12 protein-coding genes are annotated in these 12,258 nt (G+C 59.1%); 5 read left to right on the forward strand and 7 right to left on the reverse strand.

Features of this window, described 5'->3' with window-relative positions:
* Window positions 1-338 precede the first annotated feature (338 nt).
* Window positions 339-1,523, reverse strand: coding sequence for an iron-containing alcohol dehydrogenase (locus HMPREF9163_RS05450; protein ID WP_009440693.1), 1,185 nt, complete (start codon window positions 1,521-1,523; stop codon window positions 339-341).
* 171 nt (window positions 1,524-1,694) lie between these two features.
* Here HMPREF9163_RS05450 and HMPREF9163_RS05455 point away from each other — a divergent pair, with 171 nt between their 5' ends.
* Entirely contained in the window at window positions 1,695-3,242 is a 1,548-nt protein-coding gene (locus HMPREF9163_RS05455; RefSeq protein ID WP_037346234.1) for a DASS family sodium-coupled anion symporter, read from the forward strand.
* 57 nt (window positions 3,243-3,299) lie between these two features.
* Here HMPREF9163_RS05455 and mnmE read toward each other — a convergent pair whose 3' ends face one another.
* The 6 genes from mnmE to rpmH all read right to left on the reverse strand — a co-directional run bounded on the left by mnmE (window position 3,300) and on the right by rpmH (window position 7,595).
* Window positions 3,300-4,676: a tRNA uridine-5-carboxymethylaminomethyl(34) synthesis GTPase MnmE gene (gene mnmE, locus HMPREF9163_RS05460; RefSeq protein WP_037346236.1), complete on the reverse strand. Its 1,377-nt coding sequence runs from the start codon at window positions 4,674-4,676 to the stop codon at window positions 3,300-3,302.
* Between the two features lie 291 nt (window positions 4,677-4,967).
* The gene (gene jag / locus HMPREF9163_RS05465) at window positions 4,968-6,095 is read right to left on the reverse strand and encodes an RNA-binding cell elongation regulator Jag/EloR (protein WP_009440696.1); all 1,128 of its coding nucleotides are present in this window, start codon (window positions 6,093-6,095) and stop codon (window positions 4,968-4,970) included.
* A gap of 1 nt (window position 6,096) precedes the next feature.
* Window positions 6,097-6,768 (reverse strand): YidC/Oxa1 family membrane protein insertase, encoded by a 672-nt coding sequence (locus tag HMPREF9163_RS05470; RefSeq protein ID WP_009440697.1) that lies wholly within the window; start codon window positions 6,766-6,768, stop codon window positions 6,097-6,099.
* Window positions 6,769-6,816: 48 nt separating this feature from the next.
* Window positions 6,817-7,026: a membrane protein insertion efficiency factor YidD gene (gene yidD, locus HMPREF9163_RS05475; RefSeq protein WP_009440698.1), complete on the reverse strand. Its 210-nt coding sequence runs from the start codon at window positions 7,024-7,026 to the stop codon at window positions 6,817-6,819.
* A complete protein-coding gene (rnpA, locus tag HMPREF9163_RS05480; RefSeq protein WP_009440699.1) occupies window positions 7,026-7,412 on the reverse strand; it encodes a ribonuclease P protein component in 387 nt (128 codons plus the stop codon). The genes yidD and rnpA overlap by 1 nt, the downstream gene beginning before the upstream one ends.
* Window positions 7,413-7,460: 48 nt before the next feature.
* Window positions 7,461-7,595, reverse strand: a complete 135-nt coding sequence (gene rpmH / locus HMPREF9163_RS11720) for a 50S ribosomal protein L34 (RefSeq protein ID WP_006305399.1) — start codon at window positions 7,593-7,595, stop codon at window positions 7,461-7,463.
* 354 nt (window positions 7,596-7,949) lie between these two features.
* On the opposite strand from rpmH, the gene dnaA reads away from it, so the two are divergent.
* The 4 genes from dnaA (at window position 7,950) to recF (ending at window position 12,186) form a co-directional block, all read left to right on the forward strand.
* Window positions 7,950-9,386, forward strand: coding sequence for a chromosomal replication initiator protein DnaA (dnaA, locus tag HMPREF9163_RS05485; protein WP_009440700.1), 1,437 nt, complete (start codon window positions 7,950-7,952; stop codon window positions 9,384-9,386).
* A gap of 321 nt (window positions 9,387-9,707) precedes the next feature.
* Window positions 9,708-10,850 (forward strand): DNA polymerase III subunit beta, encoded by a 1,143-nt coding sequence (dnaN, locus tag HMPREF9163_RS05490; protein ID WP_037346243.1) that lies wholly within the window; start codon window positions 9,708-9,710, stop codon window positions 10,848-10,850.
* The gene (locus HMPREF9163_RS05495) at window positions 10,847-11,062 is read left to right on the forward strand and encodes an RNA-binding S4 domain-containing protein (protein ID WP_009440702.1); all 216 of its coding nucleotides are present in this window, start codon (window positions 10,847-10,849) and stop codon (window positions 11,060-11,062) included. Before dnaN ends, HMPREF9163_RS05495 begins: the two co-directional genes overlap by 4 nt.
* A 2-nt stretch (window positions 11,063-11,064) precedes the next feature.
* Window positions 11,065-12,186: a DNA replication/repair protein RecF gene (recF, locus tag HMPREF9163_RS05500; protein WP_009440703.1), complete on the forward strand. Its 1,122-nt coding sequence runs from the start codon at window positions 11,065-11,067 to the stop codon at window positions 12,184-12,186.
* Window positions 12,187-12,258: the final 72 nt, after the last annotated feature.

A 12,258-nucleotide genomic window follows, 5' to 3' on the forward strand; every position in this document is an offset into this window, starting at 1 on the left:
AGCGCGAAAAACGGACGACTTTCCAAAATGGCTTTTCAGCCCATGTGGGACAAGGGCTGAGGACGACAGAGTCCCAAGACATAGAATGCTGTGTGCGGCATTGAAACCGCTTTGCCTCTTCCGAGGACTGTGCGGCAACGGGTCCCAACACATAGAATGCTGCGTGCGGCATGGGACAACAAAAAAAGCACTGTGCTTTTCTGCACAGTGCTTTTTTTATGCCGAAGAAACGGCGCTGCCGCATGAGCGCCCCTTCCACCGCTTGCGCGGGACGTGTAGAAGTGGCGAGTGAAACGAGCCGATAGGGGCGCTCCGAGAGCAGTCCCATTTCATATCCCTCAGTGATTCGCCGCCTCGTAGATGGCGATGGCGTCCGCGCGCGTGAGCGGGCGGAAGTCGCCGAGGCGGATTGTGTCGTTCGCCGTCGCAGCGCTTGCAATCTCCTCGATCGCGCCCTTTGTGAGCACGCCGACACCGAGCCCCGCGAGGCTCGTGGGCATGCCGATCTCGGTGAAGAACTCCTCCATCTTGCGGATGCCGGCGCGTGCGCGCTCCTCATCCGTGCCCGCATCGACGCCGAAGATGGCCGCGGCGAAGTGGGCAAAGCGCGCCGCGTCGTCGTGATAGACGTGCCGCGCCCACGATCCCCAGAGCGCGGTAAGCGTCATCGCGTGCGTCGCGTCGTAGCGCGCGGAGAGCTCGTGACCGAGCTTGTGCACAGAGAAGTCCTTTCTGCGCCCGAGCTCCGTGAGTCCGCTGTGCGAGACGCTGCCCGCCCACATGAGCTCGCTCATCGCGTCGTAGTCCTTGCGGCTGACGAGGAGGCGTTTGACCGACTCCATGACGGTGAGGAGCAGCTGCTCGGCAATGCGGTCGGTGAAGAGATTCGTCTCCTTGACACTCGTAAAGTAGCGCTCCATCGTGTGCATCATGATGTCCGCCGCCCCCGCCGCGATCTGCTCACGCGGCAGGGTGAAGGCGAGCTCGGGGTTCATAAAGGCAATGACGGGACGGTTCAGCTGCGTGTTCAGCCCGATCTTTCGCCCCGTATCCTCGTTCGTCAGCACCGCCGAGTCGCTCGTCTCGCTGCCCGCAGCGGGGATTGTGAGGACGGAGCCAAACGGCATGGTCTTCGTCAGCTCTGCCTTGCGCGTCCAGATGTCCCAGATATCGACGGTCGGATTTGCAATGCCGTGCGCAACCGCCTTTGCCGAGTCGATGACACTGCCGCCGCCGACCGCGAGGACGAAGTTCACATCCGCCGCAAGCCCCTCGCGGATCGCCTCGCGCACGAACGAGACGCGCGGGTTCGGACGGACCCCCCCCATGACGAGGAACGCGAGCCCCGCAGACGTCAGATTCTTCTCGATGCGCGAGAGCAGCCCCGAGCGCTCGGCGCTGCCGCCCCCGTAGAGGATGAGCACGCGGCTCGCCCCGAACGCGCGCAGTTTTTCGGCGACCGTATTCTCCGCGCCCCGCCCGAACACAACCTCGGTGGGGCAGTGAAAGGTAAAGCTTTGCATGAAAATCCTCCTCTGTATCCTGCATAAATTTACTCCTTCATTATAGCAGAAAACGCAGAAAAAAAAAGTTAATCTATCCAACAGAAAATAGTTGCCAAAAGGGTTGAAAATTTCGTATAATAATAATCGGGCAAGGAAATTATTACCTAAATGTATAAGGAGGCTGAAAAAATGAGTGCTGATCAAAGCAAAGAAGCCCAAAGAATTCATGAGGCAGAACAAAAGTTTGATCGGACACGACGTCTCGTCGGATTGTTCGGCGCACCGGTGCTTGCCCTGCTGGTGTTCCTGACGCCCATTGAGGGACTGACTGTCGCATCACACAAGCTGCTCGCCATCATGGTTCTCGTTGCTCTCTGGTGGATCACCGAACCCGTTCCCATCCCCGTTACCTCCCTGATCGGTCCGACGCTCGCCGTCGTCACCGGTGTCGTCACGGCAAAGGATGCGTACGCCGCCTTTGCAAACCCGATGATCTTCCTCTTCATGGGCGGGTTCATCCTCGCCAAGGCGATGATGGATCACGGGCTGGACAAGCGGTTCGCCTACTGGCTGCTCGCACGCTCGTGGGTCGGCTCGAATCCGCGCCGCATCTTCCTTGCGATCGGTCTTGCTGCAGCACTTTGCTCCGGCTGGGTCAGCAACACGGCAACGGCCGCGATGATGTTCCCGATCGCCCTGGGTCTGCTCGGTGCGATCAAGGAGATGATGGCCGCCAACGGCAAGGAGATCGACCTGCATGACTACAAGTATGCAACCGGTCTCATGCTCATGACGGCATATGCCTGCTCGATCGGCGGCGTTCTCACCCCGATCGGCACCCCGCCGAACATCATCATGCTCGGCTTCCTCGATCAGATGGCAAACATCCACATCTCCTTCTTTGAGTGGATGACGTGGGGCGTTATCGCAATGGTCGTCTATTTCGTCATCACATACTTCATCCTCATCCGTATGTTCCCGCCCGATGTCGAGCGCATCGACGGTGCGGAGGAGTTCATCCGCGCCCGCGTCGCAGAGCTCGGCGGCTGGACGCGGGCGCAGAAGAACACGCTCATCTGCTTCCTCGTCGCCGTCTTCCTCTGGGTCTTCCCGGGTATTCTCTCGATGACGCTCGGCAGCACTGCGCCGATGCTCAAGATGTACAACCTCCTCTTCCCCGAGGCGGTTGCGGCAATGACGGGCGCGCTGCTCCTCTTCCTCATGCCGATCAACTTCAAGGAGCGCCAGTTCACGCTCGAGTGGAAGTCGGCTGTTGCAGGTGTCGAGTGGGGCACGCTCATCCTCTTCGGCGGCGGCCTTGCGATGGGCGGCATGATGTATAAGACCGGTCTCTCGCAGTGGGTCGGCGACAAGATCGTCGGCATGCTCGGCGGCGACCCGTCCGAATTCGCCCTCGTCGCGATCTTCTGCGTGATGGCGCTGCTGCTCTCCGAGCTCACAAGCCACACGGCAGCGACCAACATGATTGGCCCCCTCGGCATCACGGCAGCAGTTGCTGCGGGCTTCAGCCCCGTGCACGTCGCAGTCGGCATCGCACTGTCGTCCTCACTGGGCTTTATGCTGCCCGTGTCGACGCCGCCGAACGCGATTGTCTACGCGTCCGGCTACATCCCGATCACGAAGATGATCAAGACCGGTGTCTACATCGACTTCATCGGCATCTTCTGCGTCACAATCCCGCTCGTCCTCTACTTCGTCGTCTGGGTCGTGGGATAATACTTCTTTTCGTACACAAGAAAAGAGCCGCTCTGCGGCTCTTTTTGTTTTGTGTCTTTATTTCCCAATGCAGAACTCGCTGAAGATGCGGTCGATGAGGTCGGTGTCGACGGTCTCGCCGAGAATCTCGCCGAGGATATCATAGGCACCGCGCAGGTCGATGGAGATGAAGTCCGTGCCCATCTCCGCCGCGAGGGTCTTCTCCGCCTCGGAGAGGTGACGCGCGGCGCGCTGCAGCGCCTCCACCTCGCGCTCCTTGTTCGGGAGCGCACCGTCGCTGAGATCGCCCTCCATCATCTGCACGCGCGCGGCGATGGTCTCACGCAGGGCGTCGAGTCCCGTCCCCGCCTGCGCCGAGATCATAAGAACGGGCGCATTCACGCCGTCGAAGTCCGCAACGCGCAGGACACGCGCGCAGTCCTCCTTGTTGCAGAGGATGATGGTCTCGGCGTTCATCTCGCGCAGGCGTGCGATGAGCTCATGGTCCTCCTCTGTGAGCTCACTGGAGCTGTCAAAGACGGCGAGGACGAGTTCCGCGTCCCGCATATGCTGCTCGGTGCGCGCAACGCCAATCTGCTCCACCGCATCTTCTGCCGCACGCAGCCCTGCCGTGTCGAGGAGGCGCAGGGGGATGCCCTCGATGCTGATCTCCTCCTCGATGACATCGCGCGTCGTGCCCGGCACATCGGTCACAATGGCACGCTCTGTGCCGACGAGGGCGTTGAGGAGGCTCGACTTGCCGACGTTCGGACGCCCGACGATGACGGTCTTAACGCCCTCGCGCAGGATGCGCCCCGCATTTGCGCCTGTGAGGAGATGCTGAACAGCTGATGCCGCCGCCGTAATATCCTCTCTGAGCGCGGCAGCGGAGGCGGCGGGAATGTCGTCCTCGGGGAAGTCGATCCCCGCCTCGATGCGTGCAATCGCGCCGAGGAGACGATGACGGATCGCTGCGATCTCCTGCGAAAGTGCGCCTGCCATGCGCTCGCGTGCGGCGCGGGCGCTGCGCGCGCTCTTTGCCGCGATGAGTTCCATGACGCCCTCGGCGCGCGCGAGGTCGAGCCGTCCGTTCAGAAAGGCACGCTTCGTGAACTCGCCCGCCTCGGCAGGACGCGCGCCCGCCTCCCAAGTCCGCAGCAGCACCTCACGCAGGACGATACTCCCGCCGTGGCATTGGAGCTCCACAACATCCTCGCCCGTATACGAGTGCGGCGCACGCATGGGCAGCAAGATCCCCTCGTCAATGACGCCGCTGTCCGCCGCTGTGATCTGTCCATAGTGCGCGCGATAGGGCGTGATCTCCCCAAGATCACCCCGCACAGGACGGAAAATCTGCCGTGCAACGGCAAATGCGTCCGCTCCGCTCACGCGAATGATGCCAATGCCGCCCGCGCCATGTGCGGTAGCGATCTGGCTGATCGTATCCTCTGTCATGTCCCTGTCCCCTGTTCCCGTTTCCGAATCAATTTTACAGAGGAGCGCGCCCACCGCGAACGCTTAGTTACGCAAGTGATCGTGTGCTTATCTGCCTAAATACCTGCGGACTTTAAACGCGCTTCGCTTGAACGAAAGAAATCCGCAGGGGGCAGAACGCACACTTTACTCACTTGCTCCACTAGGGTTCGCTTGTGGGCAGCCCATCCTCCTTTCCCCGATACTGAAATCATGCAAAGAGAGGTGCTGTACGAAGTTCCCTTACTTCGTACAACACCCCTTTTCCTATACTTATCGCTCGTAGCGGTCGTAGCTCGGTTCCTCGTAGTCACGCGTATAGCGCCGACGCTTCGGCACGATGACAACGTAGCGGCGCGGATTGTCGCCCGCGCTGTAGGTGGTGACGCGGCGGTTGTCCTGCAGCGCCATGTGGATGATCTTGCGCTCGTGACGGCTCATCGGCTCGAGATGAATCTCCTCTCCGATGCGGCACGCCTTGTCCGCGAGATGCCCTGCGAGGCGCGTGAGCGTCTCCTCACGGCGCGCACGGTAGTCCTCCACATCGAGGATGACGCGCGCGTAGTTCCCCGCCTCAGAGAGCTTGTTTACGACAAGATTCGTAAGGTATTGGAGCGAATCGAGCGTCGTTCCATGCTTGCCGATCAGAATGCCGAGATTCTCGCCCTCCATGTTAAAGATCGTCCCCGCAGGCGTATCCGTGCGCGTGAGGGTGACGCTGAGATGCATCGCGGCAAAGACCTCGCCGAGGAATGCCTCTGCAGCGGCGTCCATCTCGTCCGTGAGCGGGATGAGCTGACTGTCCGTCCGCTCGCGGTGACCGCGCTCCTCATAGCTCGCATCGCTGCGCTCATAGGAGGGACGATCTCTCCGCTCCTTGCGGAAATCCTGTCCCTGACTGCGGCGCTGCTCACCATAGCCGCCGCGTGCGGGGCGCTCCCGCCGCTCTCCATAGCCGCCCTGCTCGCTGCCCTCGCGCGGCGCACGACGGTCTTCGCTCATACGCGCAGTCCGCTCCTGACGGTCGCTATATCCACCGCGTGAGACAGACTGCTCCGAACTCTTGCGCGCCGAGGAGCGCAGATCGGTATGAAAACGCTTGCGTACACCGAATCCATCGTCCTGCCGCCCCTGCTCCTGCGGCGCAGTCGCCGATGGAGAGGGTGGGGCGATGACGGTCGGCGGCGCGGGGGTCTGGATCTCCGTGCGCTGTGGCAGAATGACAGGGCGCGTCGTCACACGGATGCGCGCCTCGCGCTTGCCCCAGAGCCCGAGGAAGCCGCCGGACGGCTCCTGTACGATCTCGTAGGTGACCTCTTCTCTGCCGCAACCGAGCTTGTCAAGGGCATGCGAGAGGGCGTCCTCGACGGTCTTGCCGGTGGTCTCGATGATCTCTGCCATATCAGTGCGCCTCCTTCGCTGTACCCTCGCCGCGGTACATCCACCACTGCTGCGCAATCTGCACGACGTTCATCGTCACCCAGTAGAGCACGAGTCCCGAGGGGAATTTGAGGCTGATCCAGCCGATGAAGAGCGGCATGACGGTCATCATGATCTTCATCTGTGCATTCATCTCGGTGGAGGTCATCTTCTGCTGGAGATAGGTGGTCGCTGCCGATAGAACGGGGAGGATGTAGAGCGGGTCAGGCTCGCTCATGTTCGGCAACCAGAAGAACGTCGCCGCCTCCGGGCTCGGGAACGTGAAGTTAAAGAGCGCGTAGTACATGCCCATGAGGATCGGCATCTGCACGAGCAGTGGCAGACAGCCGGCGAGCGGATTGACGCCCGCCTCGCGGAAGAGCTCCCCCGTCTTCTGCTGGAGCATCTGCGGGTTGTTCTTGTACTTTTCCTGGATCTTTTTCATCTTCGGCTGGATTTCCTGCATCGCCTTCATGGATTTCACCTGCTTGACGGTGAGCGGGTAGGTCACAAGCTTGATGAGAATGGTGAGAAGAATGATGGGGAAGCCGTAGCTGACGAGACCTGCGGCGCTCGTGACGGTGTAGAAGCCTCCAAGAATAAACTGCAAAATATGAATGATCGGCTCGAAGAGATTACTAAAAAATTCGATCAACTATAGTTCCTCCTACTGTGCGGAAGTGTGTGTTATTTCGTTCAAAATCTAGGGTACGGGGTCGTAGCCCCCCTTGTGAAACGGATGGCAGCGCAGAATGCGCCGGAGCGCCATCCAGCCGCCGCGCCATGCGCCGTAGCGCTCAATCGCCTCCAACGCGTATGCCGAGCAGGTCGGATAGTAGCGACACGATGGGGGGAGGAGCGGCGAAATGCAGCTCCGATAAACGTGCACGAGAAGGAGGAGCAGCCGCTTCATCACTGCTCCCCCGTGTAGCTCTTTGCCCGTCCGTCCGCAAAGATCTTGGCGCGGCGTGCGAGCGTTCTGAGCTCTGCGGCGGCGTCCTGCATTTTGCCCGCAGAGAGTCCTGCACGCCCGATGAGGAGTATCCCAACATCACCGCGCAGCTCGTGCTGCATATGGCGATATGCCTCGCGCAGGAGGCGCTTCGTACGACTGCGCACAGCGGCACAGCCGAGCTTTTTCCCTGCGGCGAAGCCGACCTTGCCCGCAACGCGCGCGTCACGCAGAACGTAGAGGATCATCCGCCGCCCCGCGAAGGATGTCCCCTTTTGATAGACATGTTGAAAATCGCTGCGGCGCTTGATCATCTTTGCGCGCGGCAGTGTGAGTTTTTTTTCCATATCGTTAAAAAAGAGGTCACCCGCGGTGACCTCTGATCGTCTGAGGGCTTACGCCGACAGCTTCTTTCGTCCGCGCTGACGCCTTCTCTTCAATACGAGGCGGCCGCCTTTCGTCTTCATGCGCTCACGGAAACCATGTGTCTTCTTTCTCCAATGATTGTTGGGCTGAAATGTTCTCTTCACCTCACGTCACCTCCTTTGCTGCCGCGCTTCGCGGCATATGCCGTGCGGCGATTCAATAAAATAGATTGCTAGGCGACATTATAGACGAAAAAAACCGGCACTGTCAAGGCGTGGACACGGTATTTACGCGTTTTTTTCGCCGGATGAGGCAAAAGCCCCTGTTGATAAGTCGCCATTTTTTTGCTAAAATATCCTCATTGTATTTGTGGAAAACCTGTGAAAAAGACGTGCATAATTTTGTCTCTTCACATTTTATCTCTCCTTGTTCGTCGCTGCATTTATCAACAACTGTGAATAAGTCTGTGGATAAACGCTCATATCATACCAAAAATTTTTTTGAAGGGACGCAGATGTATGTCCGTAGAACAGACCGCCGCCCTCGCGCAGGAATGGCAGAAGGTACTTGAAAAGACCGTAGGTATCATCCACGAGGATGCCGTGAAGAAGTGGATCGCGCCCATGATCCCCGTCGCTCTCGAAAACAAGGAGCTCTTACTCGCCGTAGATACCATCTTCACGAAACAGTACATCGAGCAGCGCTACCTCGTCCTGCTCGGCGATGCCGTACAGCAGGCACTCGGCGCAGGCTATACATTCAAGATCATCGTCGACCCCGCGATCGCCGACGCACAGAAAGAACCATCCGCACAAAAGGAAGCGCCCGCAGAAAAAACCGAAACCGCAGAGGAAGAGGAGGAGAGCGCACCCACACAGGGCAGCCTCCCGCTCGCATCGGAGGGGACGCATGCGCCCGCACCCGACGACGCGACAACGCTGAATTCGAAATACACCTTCGATGCCTTCGTCATGGGACGCTCGAACCAATTCCCGTACGCAATGGCAAAGGCGGTCGCAGACGCGCCGGGACTGCCCGCGCACAACCCGCTCTTCATATACGGCGGCGTGGGACTCGGCAAGACCCATCTCATGCACGCAGTCGGACACAAGATCCTCGCAGACCATCCCGAGAAGCGCGTCCTCTACATCGCGAGCATGGACTTTACAAACGAATTCATCCGCTCCATCCGCGAGAAGAGCATGGACGCATTCCGTGAGAAATACTACAACATCGACATGCTGCTGATCGACGATATCCAATTCTTCGCGGGGCAGGAGCAGACGCAGACCGAGTTCTTCCAGACATTCAACAAGCTGCGCGACAGCGGCAAGCAGATCATCCTGACCTCTGATCGACAGCCACAGGATGTGAAGGATCTCGAGGATCGCCTCATCTCGCGCTTTGCGGGCGGCGCAGTCGTGGACATCCAGCCGCCGGAGTTCGAGACGCGCGTTGCGATCCTCCAAAAGAAGGCGCAGACCGAACAGGTCGACATCCCCGAGGATGTCGTGACCTACATCGCAAGCCGCGTCGACAGCAACATCCGTGAACTTGAGGGCGCGCTCACGCGTCTTATCAAATACGCCTCGATGATGCGCATGCCGATCGACGAGACCACCTGTGTCGCCGCACTCGGCAACTATCTGCACGGCGAGAAGGGGCGCCGCATCACAATGGAGATGATCGAACGCATCGTCTGCACCCACTTCAAAGTGACGAGCGAGGATATCCGCTCGACCAAGCGCAGCAATGACATCGCCTACCCACGCCAGATTGCAATGTTCCTCTGCCACGAGCTGACCGAGGTATCCTGGCCAACCATCGGCGGCTTCTTCAACCGCGATCACTCGACCGTCATCCACGCGCACAAGAAGATCCAGAACCTCACGGAGTCCGAAGGCGCCACCAAGGCGCTGATCGAGTCGCTCACCATCCAGATCAAGGGGATCTAGGCGTTCGCGCGGAGTACGTACCATAGATTGTAACAAAAATACGTTGTGGATATCCCTGTTCACATCATGCCGCATTTCATGTTGATGTTTTGTGGATAATAGTCCATCCACCGCTCATCTGTGTAAACTGTGGATAACTAAAGCATAACTTCGCCCAACTTATCAACAGCCATCCCCGTGATTTTCTAGGGCATTTTCCACTTTTCAACCAATCCACAGCCCCTACTACTACCACTACTGAATTTATTTACTACACACATTTATAGAAAAACGAGTACACGGATGAGCGAAACGCTCTCCTCCCATTGGAAAGGAAATACCATGAACATCACGCTTGCCAAGAGCGATCTGATCTCCGCGCTGCAAATCGTCAGCAAGGGACTCTCCACCAAGCCGCAGACCCCCATCCTCTCAGGCATCTACATGACAGCAAAGGAAGGACAGCTCGAACTCCAATCCACAAACTACGAGCTTGGCTTCATCGTCACCATCCCCGCCGAGATCCACACCGTCGGCACCGCAGTCCTCCCCGGCAAATACCTCACAGAATTCGCACGCAAACTGCCCGCAGAGGAAGTCTCCATCGACACAGGCAGCTCCGACGGACTTGCCGTCATCCGCTCCGGCAGCGCACGCTTCACCCTCCGTACAATGGAGGTTAGTGACTTCCCAGTCCTACACCGTATGGAAGGAACACTGCAGTTTACCATCAAAGACCGTACACTCGCGCGCCTTGTCAAGAAATCAACCTTCGCCTGCCTGCGCGAAGAGCAGCGTGACCGCCGTCCCATCTTCACGGGCTGCCAGCTCGAAGTCGAGGGCAAGGAAGTCACATTTGCCGCCACGAACGTCCACCGTCTCGCCGTCAAGAGCGAGTTGCTCGAAGAGGATGCAGGGCAGATCCGCATCATCATCCCTGCGAAATTCCTCGAGGAGGTCACGCGTACTATCACGGGCGACGTGCCGACCGACATTCACGTCACCTGCTCCTATAACCAGATCAGCATGTCATCCGGCAGCATCTACATGACATCACGCCTCATCGAGGGCGCATTCCCGGACTACCGCCGCGTCATCCCGCAGGAGGAGAACATCCGCACGCGCGTCACACTCGACGCTGCGACCTTTGCCTCGGCGGTCGAACGCGCCTCGCTCATTGCACGCACCGATCAGTATAACATCGTCAAACTCGCATTCGAGCAGGGGCTCATGCGCATCTCCTCGAACAGCCCCGAGATCGGCGAGGCAGAGGAGACCATCGCCGCAGAGGTTACGGGCAATGATGTGACGATTGCATTCAACGCCTCCTATCTCATGGATGCTGTGAAGTCCCTCGACAGCGATACCTTCATCCTCTCGTTGCAGGGGGCGAACGCACAGGGCATGAACCTCTCGCCGATCACGATCCGTGAGGAAGCCGATCCAAACTATATCTACGTTGTAACGCCTGTGAGGACACATTGACAGACATCGAGATTCACACTGAGAATATCCAGCTCGACCAATTCCTAAAGCTCGCGGGCGCTGTACCAAGCGGCGGCGTCGTAAAGGAACTCATTGCAGAGGGAGCCATCCTGCGCAATGGGGAGGTCGAGACTGCACGCCGCCGTCAACTTGTCCAAGGTGATATCATTACAGTAGATGGTACGGATATTTACCGTATTACGCGTGCGTAATTATGCGAATTACATCGTTACAACTGCGTTCCTACCGTAACTATGAGGAACTGCACCTCGACTTCGATGCGGGTGTGCAGATCTTCCTCGGTGCGAACGCGCAGGGCAAGACGAATATCATCGAGGCGCTTTACTATGCCGCCTTTGGACGCTCCCATCGCACCTCGAGCGATGCGGAGCTTATTCGCATGGGCACGGACGGCGCCCATATCGTGCTCTCCTTTCTGCGGCACGATGTTCCTGCGGAGCTTTCCTTTACCTTTCGGCGCGGCATGCGGCGGCGCATTGAGTACGCGGGGGAGCATCTGAAACAGCGCGAATTGGTCGGCATCCTGCCAATGGTGCTCTTCTCCCCCGAGGATCTCTTCCTCGTCAAGGGCGCGCCCGCGCTGCGCCGTCGCTATCTGGATGCCGAGCTCTCTCAGGCAAGCCCCGCCTACTACGGAGAGCTCCTGCGCTATACGCACATCCTGCGCCAGCGCGGAGCTCTCCTGAAGGACATTCGCGAGCGGCTTGCCCCGCCCGATGCACTTCTCCCGTGGGATGCACAGCTCGCAAAGAGTGCGGCGTACATCGTCACACGCCGCATCGCAGCAACCACGCAGCTCGGTGCGCTCTCCGCGCGTGTGCAGGCGGTGCTTGCGGCGGGCGAGGAGCTCGCGCTCTCCTATGAGATCGCGCATGCGCCTGCAGAACTCACGCGTGATAAAGATGGCATGACAGAACGCCTCGAACTATGGTATAATGAGATGTTGCATGATGGGCGTGCGCGCGATATTGCACGCGCCACAACGGGGATAGGGCCGCATCTCGACGATCTCGTCCTCAGCACCTCCGGCATGAGCCTCAGGAGCTACGGCTCGCAGGGACAGCAGCGCACGGGCGCGCTCGCGCTGAAGCTCGCCGAGCTCTTCTACCTGCGTGAGCACGTCGGCGAGGCGCCCATTCTCCTGCTCGACGATGTGATGAGCGAGCTGGATGCCGCACGCAGGTCTGCGCTCCTCTCCTTCATCGAGAGTGAGCAGATCCAAACATTCATCACCGCAACCGACGCGGCATATTTCCCCAGTGAGCGCATGGGCACGTACCGCTATGTGGAGGCGGGACGGGCGAGAGAAGAGTAGAAACATTGGAGATTAGGGGAACAATCGTAGCCATATAGTACTCCTAAGCAAACCCTAGTGGAGCAAGCGGAA

The sequence above is a fragment of the Selenomonas sp. oral taxon 138 str. F0429 genome (genome assembly GCF_000318175.2).
Classification (GTDB): Bacteria; Bacillota; Negativicutes; order Selenomonadales; family Selenomonadaceae; genus Centipeda; species Centipeda timonae.

What these genes read in the sequence shown, in the direction of transcription:
- rnpA (WP_009440699.1), bottom strand. Translation starts at nt 7,412, where the DNA reads ATGGAAAAAAAACTCACACTGCCGCGCGCAAAGATGATCAAGCGCCGC.
- dnaN (WP_037346243.1), top strand. Translation starts at nt 9,708, where the DNA reads ATGAACATCACGCTTGCCAAGAGCGATCTGATCTCCGCGCTGCAAATC.
- jag (WP_009440696.1), bottom strand. Translation starts at nt 6,095, where the DNA reads ATGGCAGAGATCATCGAGACCACCGGCAAGACCGTCGAGGACGCCCTC.
- recF (WP_009440703.1), top strand. Translation starts at nt 11,065, where the DNA reads ATGCGAATTACATCGTTACAACTGCGTTCCTACCGTAACTATGAGGAA.
- dnaA (WP_009440700.1), top strand. Translation starts at nt 7,950, where the DNA reads ATGTCCGTAGAACAGACCGCCGCCCTCGCGCAGGAATGGCAGAAGGTA.
- mnmE (WP_037346236.1), bottom strand. Translation starts at nt 4,676, where the DNA reads ATGACAGAGGATACGATCAGCCAGATCGCTACCGCACATGGCGCGGGC.
- yidD (WP_009440698.1), bottom strand. Translation starts at nt 7,026, where the DNA reads ATGAAGCGGCTGCTCCTCCTTCTCGTGCACGTTTATCGGAGCTGCATT.
- HMPREF9163_RS05450 (WP_009440693.1), bottom strand. Translation starts at nt 1,523, where the DNA reads ATGCAAAGCTTTACCTTTCACTGCCCCACCGAGGTTGTGTTCGGGCGG.
- HMPREF9163_RS05455 (WP_037346234.1), top strand. Translation starts at nt 1,695, where the DNA reads ATGAGTGCTGATCAAAGCAAAGAAGCCCAAAGAATTCATGAGGCAGAA.